At 59.5% G+C, this 17,746-nt stretch carries 14 protein-coding genes and 1 pseudogene; 9 read left to right on the forward strand and 6 right to left on the reverse strand.

What is annotated here, in order from left to right:
• The first annotated feature begins 2 nt into the window (after positions 1 to 2).
• From EI969_RS00330 to EI969_RS00365, 8 genes are all read left to right on the forward strand, one after another.
• On the forward strand, positions 3 to 1,445 hold the full coding sequence (locus tag EI969_RS00330) for a mannose-1-phosphate guanylyltransferase/mannose-6-phosphate isomerase (protein ID WP_160385424.1): 1,443 nt from the start codon (positions 3 to 5) through the stop codon (positions 1,443 to 1,445).
• Entirely contained in the window at positions 1,446 to 2,243 is a 798-nt protein-coding gene (locus tag EI969_RS00335) for an ABC transporter permease (protein ID WP_160385425.1), read from the forward strand. It abuts the gene before it with no gap.
• Positions 2,243 to 3,502, forward strand: a complete 1,260-nt coding sequence (locus tag EI969_RS00340; protein ID WP_160385426.1) for an ABC transporter ATP-binding protein — start codon at positions 2,243 to 2,245, stop codon at positions 3,500 to 3,502. Before EI969_RS00335 ends, EI969_RS00340 begins: the two co-directional genes overlap by 1 nt.
• A complete protein-coding gene (locus EI969_RS00345; RefSeq protein ID WP_160385427.1) occupies positions 3,499 to 4,875 on the forward strand; it encodes a glycosyltransferase family 1 protein in 1,377 nt (458 codons plus the stop codon). The genes EI969_RS00340 and EI969_RS00345 overlap by 4 nt, the downstream gene beginning before the upstream one ends.
• On the forward strand, positions 4,859 to 5,989 hold the full coding sequence (locus tag EI969_RS00350; RefSeq protein ID WP_160385428.1) for a glycosyltransferase family 1 protein: 1,131 nt from the start codon (positions 4,859 to 4,861) through the stop codon (positions 5,987 to 5,989). Before EI969_RS00345 ends, EI969_RS00350 begins: the two co-directional genes overlap by 17 nt.
• A gap of 1 nt (position 5,990) precedes the next feature.
• The gene (locus EI969_RS00355; RefSeq protein WP_160385429.1) at positions 5,991 to 7,121 is read left to right on the forward strand and encodes a glycosyltransferase family 4 protein; all 1,131 of its coding nucleotides are present in this window, start codon (positions 5,991 to 5,993) and stop codon (positions 7,119 to 7,121) included.
• Positions 7,122 to 7,611: 490 nt separating this feature from the next.
• On the forward strand, positions 7,612 to 9,657 hold the full coding sequence (locus EI969_RS00360) for an acyltransferase family protein (protein WP_160385430.1): 2,046 nt from the start codon (positions 7,612 to 7,614) through the stop codon (positions 9,655 to 9,657).
• A gap of 281 nt (positions 9,658 to 9,938) precedes the next feature.
• Positions 9,939 to 10,856, forward strand: coding sequence for a LysR family transcriptional regulator (locus EI969_RS00365; protein ID WP_150718532.1), 918 nt, complete (start codon positions 9,939 to 9,941; stop codon positions 10,854 to 10,856).
• On the opposite strand, the gene EI969_RS00370 is transcribed toward EI969_RS00365, so the two are convergent.
• The 5 genes and pseudogenes from EI969_RS00370 to EI969_RS00385 form a co-directional block, all read right to left on the reverse strand.
• A complete protein-coding gene (locus EI969_RS00370; RefSeq protein WP_305989795.1) occupies positions 10,853 to 11,182 on the reverse strand; it encodes a hypothetical protein in 330 nt (109 codons plus the stop codon). The genes EI969_RS00365 and EI969_RS00370 overlap by 4 nt on opposite strands.
• Positions 11,159 to 11,308 (reverse strand): annotated as a pseudogene (locus tag EI969_RS30750) (RidA family protein); the annotation flags it as partial. The pseudogene EI969_RS30750 and the gene EI969_RS00370, both read right to left, overlap by 24 nt.
• Before the next feature lie 165 nt (positions 11,309 to 11,473).
• The gene (locus tag EI969_RS00375) at positions 11,474 to 12,403 is read right to left on the reverse strand and encodes a glyoxylate/hydroxypyruvate reductase A (RefSeq protein ID WP_160385431.1); all 930 of its coding nucleotides are present in this window, start codon (positions 12,401 to 12,403) and stop codon (positions 11,474 to 11,476) included.
• Complete coding sequence (locus EI969_RS00380) at positions 12,400 to 13,155, reverse strand: class II aldolase/adducin family protein (RefSeq protein WP_110661562.1); 756 nt, start codon at positions 13,153 to 13,155, stop codon at positions 12,400 to 12,402. Before EI969_RS00380 ends, EI969_RS00375 begins: the two co-directional genes overlap by 4 nt.
• A complete protein-coding gene (locus EI969_RS00385) occupies positions 13,152 to 14,453 on the reverse strand; it encodes an MFS transporter (RefSeq protein ID WP_160385432.1) in 1,302 nt (433 codons plus the stop codon). Before EI969_RS00385 ends, EI969_RS00380 begins: the two co-directional genes overlap by 4 nt.
• A 154-nt stretch (positions 14,454 to 14,607) precedes the next feature.
• Between EI969_RS00385 and EI969_RS00390 the strand changes: the two genes are divergently transcribed.
• Positions 14,608 to 15,567 carry a LysR family transcriptional regulator gene (locus EI969_RS00390; protein WP_160385433.1) on the forward strand — a complete coding sequence of 320 codons (960 nt, stop codon included), beginning with the start codon at positions 14,608 to 14,610 and terminating at the stop codon, positions 15,565 to 15,567.
• Positions 15,568 to 15,579: 12 nt separating this feature from the next.
• On the opposite strand, the gene mrdA is transcribed toward EI969_RS00390, so the two are convergent.
• Positions 15,580 to 17,472, reverse strand: a complete 1,893-nt coding sequence (gene mrdA, locus EI969_RS00395; RefSeq protein WP_160385434.1) for a penicillin-binding protein 2 — start codon at positions 17,470 to 17,472, stop codon at positions 15,580 to 15,582.
• Positions 17,473 to 17,746: the final 274 nt, after the last annotated feature.

Below are 17,746 nucleotides of genomic sequence, written 5' to 3' on the forward strand. Positions count from 1 at the left end.
CCATGCTGATTCCCGTGATTCTCTCCGGCGGTGCCGGGACAAGGTTGTGGCCGGTGTCGCGCGAAGGCCATCCCAAACCGTTCATGGCCTTGCCCGACGGCCAGTCGCTGCTGGGCAAGACCTATCGGCGTGCCGCCGAGCTGCTCGACGGCTGGGGCGATATCGTCACGGTGACCAACCGCGAGTACTACTTCCAGAGCAAGGATCATTTTCGGGACGCACACCTTGGCCGCCATCGCGGGCACTTCCTGCTGGAGCCAACGGGGCGCAATACGGCGCCGGCGATTGCCGCCGCCGCCCTCTCGCTGCAAGCCCTGCATGGCGACGACGCGATCATGCTGGTGATGCCCGCCGACCACCTGATCGTCAATGTCGAGGCGTTGAAGGACGCGGTCGAGCATGCCGTGACGCTGGCCAGGCGCGGTCACCTGGTGACTTTCGGCGTGGTGCCGACGGCGCCGGAAACCGGTTTTGGCTACATTGAAGCCGGCACACCGCTGGACGACAAAGGCGCTGCCGGCGTGCGGCGTTTCGTCGAAAAGCCCGACCTGCAAACCGCGACGCATTACGTGGAAAGCGGCAACTTCCTGTGGAACTCCGGGATGTTCTGCTTCTCGGTCGCCACTCTGCTGGCCGAATTGCAAACCCATGCGCCGACGTTGCTGGAGCAGACGCAAACCTGCATGACCGCCAGCGCGGCGATGGAAAACGATGGGGGCTTGCAACAGGAACTGTCACCGGCGCTGTTTGGCGAGATCATGGACATTTCCATCGACTATGCGTTGATGGAGCGCTCCGACAAGGTGGTCGTCGTGCCCGCCCGTTTCGACTGGAGCGACATCGGCTCCTGGGGTGCGGTGGCCGCGCTGGTACCGGCGGATGCACAGAACAACCGCGCCGTCGGCGAGTCGATTTTCATCGACAGCCACAACAATTTCGTCCAGAGCGATAACCGCCTGGTAGCGACCGTTGGCGTGGATAACCTGATCATCGTCGACACCGCCGACGCGGTGCTGGTGGCCCACGCCGACCGCGCCCAGGATGTGCGCCGGGTGGCCAGGCAACTCAAGGACAAAGAGCACGAAGCCTATCGCCTGCACCGTACGGTCAGCCGGCCCTGGGGCACCTACACCGTGCTGGAGGAAGGCCCGCGCTTCAAGATCAAGCGCATCGTGGTCAAGCCCGGCGCCAAGTTGTCATTGCAGATGCACCACCATCGCAATGAACACTGGGTGGTGGTCGAAGGCATGGCCAAGGTCACCAACAACGGCACCGGCACTCATCTGGTGGCCAAGAACGAATCGACCTTCATTGCCGCCGGTCACAAGCATCGCCTGGAGAATCCCGGCGTGATCGACCTTGTGATCATCGAAGTGCAAAGCGGCGAATACCTGGGAGAGGACGACATCGTCCGCTTCGAAGATCAATACGGGCGGACGGATTGAATGCTGCGTAATCTTTACCAATCGCTGTGGAGTTACCGGGGTTTCATCCTCGGCAGTGTCAAACGAGAGTTTCAGGCGCGATACCGCAACTCGCTGTTCGGTGCCTTGTGGACCGTGCTCAATCCGTTGTCGATGATCCTCGTCTACACAGTGATCTTTTCCACCATCATGCGCGCCCGCTTGCCGGGCGTGGATGACAGCTTGGCCTACAGCGTCTACCTGTGCGCCGGCCTGCTGACCTGGGGCCTGTTCGCCGAGATCACCACGCGCAGCCAGAGCATGTTCCTGGAAAACGCCAACCTGCTGAAGAAAATCAGCTTCCCGCGCATCTGTCTGCCGGTCATCGTGCTGCTCAATGCCGGGATCAACTTCGCGATCATCCTCGGTTTGTTCCTCGGTTTCCTGCTGATCAGCGGACGGCTGCCCGGCATGGCGCTGCTGGCGCTGGTGCCGTTGCTGATCCTGCAAGTGCTGTTCGCGGCGGGGCTGGGGATGATCCTGGGCGTGCTCAACGTGTTCTTTCGCGACGTCGGGCAGTTTTTCGGCATCTGCCTGCAATTCTGGTTCTGGCTGACGCCGATCGTTTATCCGCTGTCGATCCTGCCGTCGGGCATCCAGAGCCTTATCGGGCTGAACCCGATGACGGCACTGATGAACAGCTACCAGAACCTGTTTCTCCATAACCAATGGCCAGACTGGGGCTCGCTGGTGCCGTTGCTGGTAATCGGCCTGTTGTTCTGTGGGATCGCGCTGCGGCTGTTCCGCCAGCGTGTCGGTGAAATGGTGGACGAGCTCTGATGGGACATATACGTGTCAGTGGCCTGGGCAAGGCCTACAAGCAGTACCCCAATCGCTGGAGCCGGCTGTTCGAATGGCTGGTGCCCTTCTCCCCCACCCGGCATCAGTTGCACTGGGTGCTGCAGGGGGTCGATTTCGAGATTCAGCCGGGCGAAGCCGTGGGCATCGTCGGGGTCAACGGCGCCGGCAAAAGCACGCTGTTGAAAATGATCACCGGCACCACCCAGCCCACCTGCGGCGACATCCAGCTGCAAGGTCGCGTAGCGGCGTTGCTGGAACTGGGCATGGGCTTCCACCCGGATTTCACCGGTCGGCAGAACACCTTCATGGCCGGCCAGTTGCTCGGCATGCAGGTCGAAGAAATCGAAGCGCTGATGCCGGAAATCGAGAGCTTCGCCGAAATCGGCGAGGCCATCGACCATCAGGTCCGCACCTATTCGAGCGGCATGCAGATGCGCCTGGCGTTCAGCGTGGCCACCGCGCGGCGACCGGACATCCTGATCGTCGATGAAGCGCTGTCCGTGGGTGACGCCTACTTCCAGCACAAAAGCTTCGATCGCATCCGCAACTTCCGCAAGGCCGGCACCACGTTGCTGATCGTGTCCCATGACCGCTCGGCGATCCAGTCGATCTGCGACACCGCGATCCTCCTGGAAAACGGGCGCATGGCCATGCGCGGCAAACCCGAAGAAGTGATGGACTACTACAACGCCATGCTCGCCCAGCGCGAAGGCCAGACCGTGCGCCAGGAAATGCTTGCCAACGGGCAGGTGCAAACCATTTCCGGGACAGGCGAAGCGGGCATTCTCAGCGTCCGCCTGCTTGACCCCAAGGGCCGTTCGGTGGAAGTGGCAGAAGTCGGTCAGGCGATGGTCCTGGAGGTGCAGGTCGAGGTGCGCCAGGACATCGAGCGGCTGATTCTCGGTTTCATGATCAAGGATCGCCTCGGCCAGCCCATGTACGGCATCAACACCCACCGGGTCGACAAAGCCCTCACCGACCTGAGTGCCGGCGAACGCATCACTTACCGCTTTGCCTTCGACATGCGCCTGGGCAAGGGCAACTATTCGGTGGCCCTGAGCCTGTCGCGACTGGATTCGCACCTGGATCGCAATTTCGAATGGCGTGACTACGGGCTGGTCTTCCACGTGATCAATAATCGCCAGGAGGACTTTGTCGGTTGTTCCTGGCTCGAAGCGCAGACCAGTGTTACCCGCTCCAGCGAAAACCTGGCGAAAACCGTTGGAGTGACGCAATGACCAGACTGTTGGTTGAATGTACCTACGTTTTCGAACACCCCGATGCCAACTCGGGCATTCAGCGGGTCGTTCGCAACGTGATCCAGCAATTGCCGGCCGCGGACGCCCGGCGTGAATGCATTCCGGTGGTGATGATCAATGGCGCGTTGTTCGAGGTGAAAAGCCTGGCGCCCTTGCCCACCGTCAAAGTGGACCTGACGAGCCTGCGGGTGAAGCTCGAACAGATCGCCAATCTGTTCTGGCTGCGCCACCGCACGCTGGAACGACGCCGGCCGTTCAGCACATCGAAGTTCGCCCGCCTGGTGCTTTACGTCGGTTGCCGCCTGACCGCGTTCGCCTGCCTGAGCCTGCCGATACGCCTGCTCGACCGGGTACTCAAGGGCAAGCCGGTGCCCGAGCGCTGCGTGCCATTGCAGCATCGCGCCGGCGATCAACTGGTGCTGCTGGACTCGTCCTGGCACGCCAACTTCTTCCCCCTGGCCGAGCAACTCAAGCGTGACGGGGTCGGCATCATTTCGGTGATCTACGACCTGATTCCCCTGACCCACCCGCAGTTCTGCGACGCCGGGCTGGTGAAGGTGTTCAACGAATGGTTCGACTGGATCGCCCGCACCGCCGATGGCTACGTGGCGATCTCGACCACCATCCGCGACGAGGTTCGTCAGGAGATGACCCGCAGGATCGGTGCCGCGCAGGTTCAGCAGCGCTGGTTCGACTACTTTCACCTGGGCTCCGAACTCGACCTGAGCGATGCCCGTTCAGCCGTCGACCCGGGGCTGCTGCAGATGTTCAAGTCAAAAGACCCGGTATTCCTGATGGTCAGCACCATCGAACCGCGCAAGAACCATGCGTATCTGCTGGACGCATTCGAGCGCGCCTGGGCCGCCGGGTCCAGGGCGCGGTTGTGCATCGTCGGCAAGATCGGCTGGAAGTGCGAGGCGCTGGTCGAGCGTATCCGCCAGCATCCGCAGTTGAACCAGCGCTTGTTCATGTTCAACACGCTTTCGGACAAGAGCCTGGAGCACGCCTATACCCACGCGACCTCGCTGGTGTTCCCGTCCTACGTCGAAGGCTTCGGTTTGCCGCTGGTGGAAGCCATGCAGCGAGGCCTGCCGGCAATGGCCAGCGACATCCCGGTGTTCCGCGAAATCGGTGGCGAGTACATGGCGTATTTCGACCTCGACGACCCGCAGAACCTCGCCGACATGGTCATCGACATGGAGAGTGGCGGCGCATTTCCCGCGCCCCTCGACCTGGACGATTGGCGCTGGCTGAGCTGGCGCGAGGCGAGTGCGCAACTGGTCGAACGCATCCAGCGCAACCTGCACAGCGATGCGCAGGTGCCTGAGAGTCAGCATGCGCATTGCCCTTAACGCCCGCATCCTCCAGGCCCCGCGCACAGGCATCGGCCACTACGTCGCCGAACTGGCGACGGCCCTGGCCCACGAGCCGGACGTCGAGTTGTCGTTGTTCCATGGCTGGGGCTGGAGTTCGACCCTGCCTGAGGCGGCAATGCCCGGCTACTCGCGTTTGACGCCGTTGCTGCGACAGGTTCCGGGGGCCTATCAGGCGCGGCGCTGGCTGGAGCAGAAGCGTTTCGACCAGCGCCCCTCCCAGGCCATCGATCTGTATCACGAACCGAGTTTGTGGCCATTGTCGTTCGATGGCCCGACCGTCATCACCCTGCATGACCTGACCCACCTGCACTATCCCGACAGCCAGCCACCGGCACGCCTGCGCGAAATCGAGCGGCGCCTTGCCGACGGCGTACATCGGGCGCGGCTGATCCTGACCGACTCGCAGCACATCGCCAATGAAGCGCAGGCCTGGTTCGCGCTGCCGGCCGAACGCTTCGTGGTGGCACCGCTGGGTGTGGCCGCACGGTTCCACCCGCGTGAACCCGAGGCCATCGACCGGGTCCTCAAGGCCCATGGCGTCGAGGCACGGGAGTATTTTCTGTGCGTCGGCACCCTGGAGCCGCGCAAGAACCTGACCCAGGCCCTGCGCGCCCATGCGCTGCTGCCGGAACCCGTGCGCCAGCGTTTTCCCTTGCTGATCGCCGGCATGGCCGGCTGGCAGCGCCAGCAGTTCAACGACGAATTGGCTTCGGCCCTCGCCTCGGGTCATGTGTGCCTGCTGGGGTACCTGCCCGATGAAGATCTGGCGCAGTTGCTGGCCGGTGCCCGGGCGCTGGTCTTCCCTTCGTTGTACGAGGGCTTCGGTCTGCCGGTACTGGAAGCCATGGCCAGTGGCACCCCGGTGATTCTTACGGGTATATCGGCGATGCCGGAGGTGGCTGGCGATGCCGGCAACTACATCGAGGCGCACGACCCGGACACCTTGCGCGATGCCATGCAGCGGTTGATCGACGACCCGGCGCACTGGCAGGCCTGTCGCGAAGCGGGTTTGCAGCGGGCGAAGCTTTTTTCCTGGGAGCGTTGTGCGACGGTGACCGCCCGCGCCTACCGCCAGGCTATGGAGAACTGATATGCGCGTCCTGCACTTTTACAAAACCTATTTGCCCGACTCCATGGGCGGCATCGCGCAAGTCATTTTCCAAATGAGCGAAATTGGTGTGCGCCATGGTGTCGACAGCACGGTGCTGACCCTGAGCAATAACCCGGCGCCAGGCGTGTTGCAGATCCGCGAGCACCAGGTGCATCAGGCCAGGATGGATTTTCAATTCGCCTCCACCGGTTTTTCCTACAGCGTGTTCAAGCAGTTTCGCGAACTCGCGGCTGAGGCCGACGTGGTCAACTACCACTTCCCCTGGCCCTTCATGGACTTGGTGCACTTTGCAAGCTCCACGAAAAAGCCCAGCGTGGTCAGTTACCACTCCGACATCATCCGCCAGCGCCATCTGCTCAAGCTGTACCGTCCATTGATGCGGCGGTTCCTGGACAGCGCCGATCGAATCGCCGTGGCGTCCCCCAACTACCTTCACACCAGCGATGTGCTCAAGGACTACCGGGACAAGACCCGGGTCATCACCTATGGCCTGGACAAGTCGAGTTATCCGAAGCACGACGCGGCCCGCACCGAGCGCTGGCGCCAGAAACTGGGGGACAAGTTCTTCCTGTTCGTCGGTGTGATGCGCTACTACAAGGGGCTGCACATCCTGCTGGAAGCGATGCTGGGATTGAACTATCCCGTGGTCATCGTCGGCGCCGGCCCGCTGGAAGCAGAGCTGCATGCCCAGGCGAAAGCGCTGGGGCTGCAGAACCTGCACTTCCTCGGCTTCCTCGACGATGAGGACAAGGTCGCACTGCTCGAGTTGAGTTATGCGGTGGTGTTCCCGTCGCACCTGCGCTCCGAAGCCTTCGGCATTTCGCTGCTGGAAGGCGCGATGTATGGCAAGCCGATGATCTCCAGTGAAATCGGCACGGGCACCAGTTACATCAACATCCATAACGAAACCGGGCTGGTGGTGCCGCCGAGCAATCCATTGGCGTTCCGTGAGGCGATGCGTACGCTGTGGGAAAACCCGGTGCTGGCCGCGCAAATGGGCGAGAAGGCGCAGGCCCGTTATCAGAGCCTGTTTACGGCGGACGAAATGGGGCGCAAATGGGCGGCCTTGTATGAAGAGCTGTTGGAAGAAAAAGCCCTCGCCTTCGCATGAGGTTTAGCTGGGATGTTTCTATTTCCGAATTTGGCCGGAGATAAACCCAAACATAGGCCCGAAGCGAAGTGAATTTAAGCGGGTTTATCCGAGTTTTTCCGAGTTGAAAAGTGAGATGAGACGAAACCAGTGTCCTGAGTGGTTATTTCAATAGCTAGTCGAAAAATCCAACTGCGCGAACCAGCCTTCCGCAGCGTGCTTCGAATACCGGATGGAACGGCGACTCAAATCAGGCTGCACACATTCGAAATCGGTGATAAAATGGAACGTTTTTGCCTGTCGAGCAGGTCGACTAATTACCCAGTAGGCCTGCAACCAACAGCCTAATACGCCCGATCTCCGACATCGTGTCTCGTGTGGAAAATGGCATAGGTGACAGTTTCTCGCCGGTGACTGGGGCGGAAAATTAAAGCTTTATGTGTGCATGCCCTGCATGGGAAAATAAACGACGACCTGGAGAGGGGTCGCAAACCAACCAAGGATTTTACGAATGCACCGTCTGAAATATATGGCAGGCGTAGATGGTCTGCGCGCTATTGCCGTATTGAGCGTTGTTCTTTTTCATCTAGGAGTTTCAGGCTTCTCAGGTGGTTTTGTTGGCGTTGATGTTTTTTTCGTAATAAGTGGCTTCTTGATTACGAGACTTATTGTATCTGAGGTTGATAAGACTGGCAGTTTCAGTTTTTCGAATTTTTACTCCAGGCGGGTTAGGCGGTTATTTCCTGCTCTTTTCGTGACGCTACTTATTACAGCGGTGGCGGCTTTTGTTTTGTTCTCTCCGCAGCATTTTCAAAGATTTGGCGGGGAGTTGGTTTATTCAATCTTCTCTGCGTCGAATTTCTTTTTTTGGAATGAGAGTGGTTATTTCAATACTGCCTCAGAGTTCAAGCCTCTGCTGCATACCTGGTCGCTGAGTGTTGAGGAGCAGTTTTATCTGGTTTGGCCAGTAATGCTTGTTTTCCTGGCCAAGCGTAAAACTAGAACTCCTCTGTTTCTTTGCTTGTCGCTGGCATTTGCATTGAGTTTGTTCGCAAGCTTTGTGATGTCTGACGGGCATAGCGATATTTTGTCGGCATGGATGCCAAAATTTGCAGCGTTATTTACTGATGGACCTGGAACGATATTCTTTCTTGCGCCATTCCGCATATTCGAATTTGCAATAGGTGCGGCGTCGGTATGGCTAGTCAATGGTGCATTTAAAAACCCTTGGGTTAAAGAGCTGGCATGCGCTATCGGTCTTTCCTTAATTGGTTATTCGATTTTTTGGTTTTCTGAAAAAACTCTTTTTCCATCATATAATGCGCTCATTCCTTGTGTGGGGGCGGCGCTTGTTATTTGCTCGTCTGACTCCAGGTTTTTGGGTGGTGTTCTCTCGAGTAAAATCCCAGTATTTATTGGTCTTATCAGCTATTCTGTTTATCTTGTTCATTGGCCGATAATTGTGTTCTATAAATATTACACTATGGGGCCATTAAACGCTGTTGATCAGCTAGAGCTGTTCATCGCGTGCATGGTGCTTGGGTATATCCTTTATCGGTTTGTCGAGACACCACTCAGAGCACCACGCACTAAAAAAGAGGGAATGTCTCAATCAGCATTTGGACTTACATGTGCGATGCTTGCCATGGTGCTGGTTCTTCCTGCCGCATCAATCTGGGCTTCGGATGGCTGGAAGTGGCGGACTGAGATGCCTTCGGAAATTTCCGCACTGCTGAAAGACTCGAAGCAGTTCCATGTGGATCAATATGGCGGGTCCGGATACCAGTATGTTGGGTGGATTTCCGGTGGCGAGTCAGGGGTCGCCGATATGGTGTTGATTGGTGACAGCCATGCCTTGCAGTACGCAACCGGACTTGATTCCTTGATTGGAAAGCCACTGGGTAAGAATATTTTTATTAGTGCTTCAAGCTGTATCCCTTTGCCAGGTCTGACAAGGGTTACACCAGATATGGATTGGGATAAGTTGTGCCCCGGCGTGCTTGAAACGGCTTTGGCCGTCATTAATAAAAGCCCGAATGCTGTTGTTTTTCTAGCCGAAGCATGGGATGGGCAACTCAGGGTTTCCGGAACTCTAAACCCTAAAGCCCCCACCCCGGGTGCAAATACAGTCGATGGTTATAAATATATAACTGGAAAGATTGATGAGTTCAGAGCCCTTCTCGGCACTAGAGAGCTAGTGGTTGTCGGCAACGTACCTGGCGCTGGAACTGTGGACGCAATTAGCTGCTTCAGCCGTCCATCGTTCATTAAGTATGATTGCGCAACAAAGCTTAGCCAAAAAGAAGAAAGTATTTCTACAATTCCGGGAAATATGGTTCTTAAGAGCTACGCCTCTGAGCGACAAGGCGTGACTTATATTAGTCCTTACGAGGCTTTTTGTACTGAAGGCCTTTGTAAGTCGTTTTCTGAGGGCGAAGTATTTTATAGTGATGGTCTCCATCTTTCGAAAGCCGGATCAAAAAAATTCGTGGAGCACTATAAGTCTGTGCTCATACAAAAGATGGACGCGTCAAAGCTTGTGAATGCGTCTATGTAATTAATAAGAAAAGGACCGCCAGGTGCGCTAAGGATGCGCTCAACTCACTTGGAGGTTCTTGAACATTTCCAAAGGCCTTCAGCTCAGGCTGAAGGCCCTATCAATCTGTAGATTCGAAGAATTACCCCATCCCCCCAGGTTTTTTGCAGGGCCGACTTGCCTCGGCTGCGGCGTGCCAACAGTGTTACGATCCCGCGACTGTAGATTTTCCATGGCCTGCGCACGACGTGCCGCAGGCCATCGACTTTCTCCATCAACCTTTTCCTGACTGTTGAACGCCTATGCAACGTCTGCTCAATGACCGCCTGGACTGGAACCTGCTGCGCACCTTCCGGGTGATTGGCCAGGAGCTGAGCATCAGCCGCGCCGCCGCCCGCCTGCACCTGACGCAACCGGCCGTGAGCCAGGCACTCAAGCGCCTGGAAGAACAACTGGGGCGCCAACTGATTGCCCGTCGCGGGCCACGTTTTGCCCTGACCGAAGTCGGCGAGCAGATCTTCGCCCTGGCCGGGGAAATCTACGGGCAAATGTCCCAGGTCAGCAGCGTGCTCGAACAACCGGCCGACGAAGTGATCGGCAAGGTGCGCTTGCTGATCATCAGCCGGATCTTCTCCGAGCGCTTTGATGACTTCCTCGCCGACTTCCATCGGCAGCACCCGCGAGTGGATCTGGAAGTCGATGTGATGCGCAGTTCCGACATCGTCAGCGCCCTCCAGGAAAAAACCGCGACCCTCGGCCTGAGCCTCAATCGGCGCCCGCAGCCACGCCTGGAGCAGCGCCTGTTCCTGCGTCAGCGCTATGCGTTTTTCTGCGGCAAGCATCATGCGATGTTCGGCCAACAGGACGTCGCCGAAGGGGATTTGCAACGGGAGAACTTCGTCAGTTTCACCAGTGACCAGATCGGCGGCATGCTCTCGCCATTGACGATTTTTCGCGATCAGCAGGGTTTCAGCGGTCGCATCGTCGCGTCCTCACCGAGCCTGGAAGAAGTCCGGCGACTGGTCATCGCCGGCTTCGGGATCGGCTGTTTGCCCGAGCACGTGGTGGCGGCCGACGTCGACGCCGGATTGCTCTGGCGCCTGCCGCCCCACGAAGGGATTGCCGATGTCGACATTCATTTGCTGTGGAACCGCGAACAGCGCATGAGCCGGGCCGAGGCGATCTTTCTCGAAAGCCTGCAACAACGGCTGACGGACTAGACGCGCAAGACCTGTGCGACCGGCTCACCGGTGCGCAAGCGTTCGAGCAGGCGCGGCTCGGCCTGATCAGATGCCAGCGCTTGCCCAATCACGGCCCCCGCCCTGGCGCAGCGTGCCGCGCAACTGGTCACCGCCCCGACCGGGGCATGCCGATTGTCGCCCCCGGTGTCGATCAGCAGCACGTCGCCCGGCCTGATTTGCGCCAGGGCCCGGTTGACGGCGACGGCATCGGCGCCCACCAGTTTCAGGGTCAGCGCACGGCCGACGACTTTCACGTTGGGCACCATGGCCCGCAGTTGCGGGTCGGCGACACAGTCGATCTCCAGCGACACGCCCCACAACGCCACGCACACCGTGGTGCGCGCCGATGGTGCATGACCGAGGAACTCACGGTACACCGCGCTTAACGGTTCCAGCTGTGCGGGATCGGTCAGGTAGGCATTGACCTTGAGGCCGCGGTTCTTGTGGGAGCTGGCCTGTCGGGTCGCCGCATCGCAGCGATGGTCGTCAACGATAACGCGTGTGAACCGGATAAACGCGGCGCACTTGAGTCCATCGCCGGCAAGCCGGCTCCTACAGGTGCTGCGTTGTCGGTGTTTTTCGGGATAGCGGTTGGTTTAATAACCCAGCAATCGGTCGGCACAATTCAATAACGTTTCGCCGGCATTCAATCGACGGAAGTTCTCCGCCACTTGTTCGGCAATGCAGTCATGGGAAGCCGCCGAGGCCATGTGCGGGGTGATGGTGACGCCGGGCATCGTCCACAGCCGGTGATCGACCGGTAGCGGTTCCTGCTCGAAGACATCCAGCAAGGCCCCACGCAATTGCCCTCGGGCCAGTGCCTGTTCGAGGTCGTCGATGTTCAGATGGCCGCCCCGGCCACAGTTGATCAGTGCCGCGCCGCTGGCGAGCCGCTCGAAAGTGGCCCGGCCGAGGATGCCGTGGGTTTCGCTGGTCAGCGGTAGCAGGTTGATCAGCAACTCGACGCCGTCGAGAAACGGGTTCAACGCCTCCGCTCCGGCGAACGTACGCACACCCGGCAAGTCCTTGCTGCGCCGCGCCCAGCCGCGCACGTCATAGCCGGCCGCGGCCAGGTCCAGGGCAATCGCGCTGCCCAGCGAGCCGAGCCCCATCACTCCGACCTTGAACTGCCCCGCCGCCCTTTGCAGCGGCCGTTCCCAGCGTTGCTCGCGTTGTTGCGACAACACCTGATCGAAGCCGCGGTGATAGTGAATCACCGCCCAGCGCACGTACTCGGTCATGCCCTGGCGATGGCCCGGGTCGACCACACGGCAAACCGGGAGGTCCGGACAGGACGGATCGTGGTCGAGGTGATCGATGCCGGCGGCCACCGAGTGAATCACCTGCAGGTTCGGCAACTCGCCGAGACTGCCCGGCACCGGGAACCAGCACGCCGCCATCTGCGCATCGGCTGCTCGGGAATCGTCGGCCAACACAGCGGTGAGCTGCGGCGCGCTACGGGCGAACGCCGCCTGCAATTGCTTGAGCAACAAGGTGTCGCGGGACAGCAGGACCACGGTATTCATGACAGATAGGACTCGCGCTGGGATTCGATCAGGGTCAGGGCGGCCTCCCAGGCCAGGTCGATGATGTTGTCCTGCTCATCACGGTCGAACTGCTCGGCAGTGTGCGCGCACACTTGCGGTGACGGGTAATGCAATGCCGAACCACCGGCCAGGGCCTGCACCTGGGCCTGGCAGGCGCGCTCCAGGAAGTGGATTTCCTGGAACGCCTGGGCAACCCCCGAACCACCAACCAGCAGGCCGTGATTGCGCAGGATCATCGCCCGGTGCGGGCCGAGGTCGGCAATCAGGCGCTCGCGCTCATCCAGCGACAGCGCGATGCCCTCGTAGGTGTGATAGGCCAGCTTGCCGTAGAACTTCAGCGCGTGCTGACTGATCGGCAGCAAGCCTTGCTTCTGCGCCGCAACCGCCATGCCTGCCGCCGTGTGGGTGTGGATCACACAGTTCAGGTCCGGACGCGCCATGTGGATCGCCGAGTGAATCACGAAGCCGGCGGCGTTGACCCGGTGGCCTGCGTACTCCGGGTCGACCACCCGCCCTTCCTGATCGATGCGCACCAGGTCCGAGGCGCGCATGCGGTCGAAGATCACCCCGTAGCGATTGATCAGGAAGTGGTGTTCCGGCCCCGGAATCCGCAGGGTGATATGGGTGTCGATCAAGTCGGTCATGCGAAAGTGCGCGACCAGTCGGTACAGCGCAGCCAGTTCGCAACGGGCTTGCCATTCAACCGGGTCGATGTGTGCAGGTTTACTCACGAATACACCTCTTTGGCAGCGTGGGAGACGACCGGGTTGGCGCGCAGGCGGGCCAGGCCGCAAACACCGATCAGGGACAGGGCCGAGAGCAAGGTGAAGAACACCGCCAGCGGTAACCATTGTCCGGAAAACTTGCTGGCCAGCAGCGTGCCGATCAGCGGCGTGCTGCCCCCGGCCACGGCGCAAGCCAATTGATAAGCGATGGAAATGCCCGAGTAGCGCAGGTGCACCGGGAAGGCCTGGGTCATGTAGCCGGCGATCACCGCGTACAGTGCAGAGAGGATGACTACAGCCAAGGCGATGCCGAGGGTCATCAACAGAATGTTCTGCGTGCCTACCAACACGAACATCGGATACGGCGTGACCATGCACAACAGAGCGACCACTTTGAGGAAGCGATCTTCGCCAATGCGCTCGGCCAACAGCGCCGAGACCGGTTGCGAAAGCAGCTGGATGACGGTCACCAGAAACAGGCAATCAAGAATCGTCGAACGGGCAATGCCCTGGTATTGGGTGACGTAGGTGATCATGAAGGTGTTGGTGAAGAAGAACCCGGCCGAGCCGATGGTCACTGCAGCGGCGGCGAACAGGATCTGCCGCCAGCAGGTGCGGATCACCTCCATCACCGGGTATTTGGCGGTTTCGTTATTGTCCTGGACTTTGGCGAACTCCGGCGACTCGTGAACCCCGGAACGGATCAACAGGCCGACCATCATCAGCACGCCGCTGGCGAGGAACGGCGGGCGCCAACCCCAGGCGAGGAACTCCTCGGGCTCAAGGGACGTCACCAGACGAAAGGCGATCAATGCCAGCAACAAACCGGCGGGACTGCCGAGTTGGGCAAACGAGGCGTAGAACGTCTTACGCTTGGCCGGGGCATGCTCGCTGGCCATCAGCACTGCCCCGCCCCACTCGCCACCGACCGAAATGCCCTGGATCACACGCAGGACGATCAGCCCGATGGGCGCCCAGATACCGGCGCTGGCATAACTCGGCAAGAGGCCGATCCCGGCGGTGGCGATGCCCATCAGGGCCATGGTCACCAGCAGCATTTTCTTGCGCCCGAGACGATCACCCAGGTGACCGAAGACCATGCCGGCCATGGGCCGGGCAATGAAGCCGACAGCGAAACTGCCGAACGCGGCGAGGGTACTCATGACCGGGTCGCTGCTGGGGAAGAATACTTGCCCAAGCACCAATGCCGCCGCGGTGGCGTAGATGTAGAAGTCGTAGAATTCGATGGTCGTGCCGATGAAGGCAGCGGCCGCGGCTCGGCGCGGTTGGGCGGTAGTGTGCATGCAAGGACCCTGTGTACTTATAGTTTTGGGCAGGTGTTGAGGCTGGCGACGGTTGCGCTCTGTGGCGCTTGTGGGCTTTATCGCTTCCGTGCCAGGATTAGTCAATTTTCAAATTCTTATCTTTACTATTAGCACTGCTACTGCATGAGGTTTTATGCCCTCCACTTCCAACCCCTGGGTCGGCCGGCGCTTTCTCAATGACCGCCTCGACTGGAACCTGCTGCGCACCTATCTGGTCATCGGCCAGGAGGGCAGCATGAGCCGCGCCGCCGCCCGACTGCACATCACCCAGTCGGCCGTCAGCCAGGCGCTGAAACGGCTGGAAGAACAACTCGAATGTGTGTTGATTGCCCGCAGTGGGCGACGCTTTGACCTGACGGAAACCGGGGAGGAAGTGCTGCGCATTGCCGCGGATATCTACGGTGATATTTCCCGTCTGGGCACGGTGGTGGAGAGTCGTCACGACGACGTGGTGGGCAAGATCCGCATCCTCACCGTCAGCGGTGTGCAGGCTCGGCACTACGATGAGTTCCTTGCCGACTTCCATGAAACCCACCCGAAAATCGAGCTGGAAGTGGAAGTGATGGGCAGCTCGAACATCATCAGTTCATTGCTGCAGAAGACTGCGACCATCGGCGTCGGTTTGTGCCGTTTGCCACAGCCACGGCTGGAACAAAGGGTACTGTTTCGCGAGACCTACGCTTACTTTTGCGGTCAGCGGCATCGGTTGTTCGGGCAAGAGAACCTGACCCTGGAGCAGCTCTCGGCGGAAAATTTCGTCAGCTTCACCAGCGATCAACTGGGCGGCAATCTTTCACCCCTGACGCTGTTCCGCGACCAGCAAGGCTTCACCGGCAAGATCGTCGCCTCATCCACCAGTTTCGAAGAAATTTACCGCCTGATCTGCGCAGGTTACGGCATCGGCGCCTTGCCCACGCACCTGGTGCACCGGGATGTCGAGCAAGGTCTGCTCTGGCGTTTGCCGCCGGAAGACGGGGTGGTGGATTTCGATATCCAGCTGTTGTGGAATCGCGAACAGAAGATGAGCCAGGCCGAAACGGTGTTCCTCGAGAGCTTCCAGCACATGCTCAGCATCCGTGAGCCTGTGCTGTGAAGCCACGATGATTCAGACGTGAGGATCGCCCGCGGCCTTGCTTGGCGCGGCGTACTGCGGCTTGAGGTGCCCGTCCTGATCGAGTAACCAGGCGTCCATGATTTGCCGTACGACCGGTCCGGCGACACGACCGCCCGCCTCGCCGTTTTCGATCATCACCGAAATCACGATCTTCGGGTGCTCGGCCGGGGCGAAACCGACGAACAAGGCATTGTCGCGGTTGCGCTCGCGGGTTTTCTCCCGGTTGTAACGCTCGCCTTGCTTGATCGCCACCACTTGCGCGGTACCGCTCTTGCCGGCGATACGGTACTGCGCCCCCGCCGCTGCGGCCCGGGCAATCCCGCGGGCATCATGCATCACCATCTGCATGCCGTGGTTGACCTGCTCCCAGTCGCGCGGGTCCTTGAGCAGGATGTTCGGCATTGGGTTCTCATCCACCGGCGCGACGCCATCCACGGTTTTGGCCAGGTGCGGGCGATTCCACACGCCTTTATTGGCAATCAGCGCGGTGGCCTGTGCCAATTGCAGCGGTGTGACCTGCATGTAGCCCTGGCCGATGCCGAGAATCACCGTCTCGCCCGGAAACCAGGCCTGACGACGGGTGGCGCGTTTCCAGGCCTGAGATGGCATCAGGCCGGAGGCTTCTTCGTTCATGTCCAGGGAGACTTTCTCACCGAGTCCGAACATGGCCATATAGTCGTGCAGGCGATCGATCCCCAGCTTATGTGCCAGGTCATAGAAGTAGGTGTCGTTGGAGCGCATGATCGCCGCATCCATATCCACCCAACCATCGCCGCTGTGGTTCCAGTTTCGGTACTTGTGATCGAAATCCGGCAGTTGGTAGTAACCGGGGTCGAACACACGAGTCTGTGGCGTGACGACACCGGTATCGAGGCCGGCGATTGCCACTTCCGGCTTGATGGTTGAACCCGGCGCGTACAAGCCACGCAGCACGCGGTTGAACAGCGGCCGGTCGATGGAGTCGCGCAGCGTAGAGTATTCCCTGGAGCTGATGCCGGTGACGAACAGGTTAGGATCGAAACTCGGATTGCTGACCATGGCCAGCACCTCACCGGTCGACGGGTCCAGCGCGACTACCGAGCCTCGACGATCACCCAGGGCTTGTTCCGCAGCTTCCTGAAGCTTGACGTCGAGGCTCAGGACAATGTTTTCGCCCGGCACCGGGTCAGTGTGCTTGAGCACCCGCAGAACACGTCCCTGAGCATTGGTTTCGACCTCCTCATAACCGACATGGCCGTGCAGTTGCGCCTCGTAGAATTTTTCGATCCCGGTCTTGCCGATCGATTGGGTGCCTCGGTACTCGACCGTATCCAGCGCCTTTGACTCTTTCTCGTTGATGCGTCCGACGTAGCCGACCGAATGAGCGAAGTGTGCGCCCAATGGGTAGTGTCGAACGAACTGCGGCTCGACATCGAGGCCTGGCAAACGGAACTCGTTGACGGCGAGTACGGCTATCTGTTCTTCGCTCAGCTCATAGAACAAGGTCACGGGTACGAATGGGTGACGCGCCTGCTTCATCGCCTTGTCGAACTGCGAGCGGTCTTCGGCGGGCAGGTGCAGGAGATTGACCACCTCGTCGAGCTCGCTTTTAACATCGGTGGCGAGTTCGCGGGTGATGGTCAGGTTGAAGCTGGGACGGTTGTCGGCAAGGAGTACGCCGTTGCGGTCATAGATCAACCCGCGGGTAGGCGCAATCGGCAGGACGTGGACACGGTTGTTTTCGGAAATGGTGGAGTGATAGTCGAACTCGACTACCTGCAGGACATACAGGCGCACCACCAGCGCACAAGTAATGGCGGCAACGAACAAGGCGCAGGCCATGAGTCTCTTGTTGACCAGGCGTGTTTCTTTCTCGTGGTCCTTGATCGGTATCGGTTCAGGCACGTGTACAGCAACTCTTTGAAAAGAACGCCGATCCGTGGGCGCAAACTCAGTCCATTAAAAATGAGCTGCACCATACCAAAAGCGTGGAGCCTGGTTTATGTGATTTTTTTCACAATTGACCTTGGCTGGCTCGGTTCTGTTTTTCGAGCGCAAAAACAAAACCCCAACTGCTTTCGCAATTGGGGTTTCGGAATTTAATCTTGACGATGACCTACTCTCACATGGGGAAACCCCACACTACCATCGGCGATGCATCGTTTCACTGCTGAGTTCG

Origin of the sequence: Pseudomonas sp. PB101 (assembly GCF_009764265.1) — a bacterium.
In the GTDB taxonomy this organism is placed as follows: domain Bacteria; phylum Pseudomonadota; class Gammaproteobacteria; order Pseudomonadales; family Pseudomonadaceae; genus Aquipseudomonas.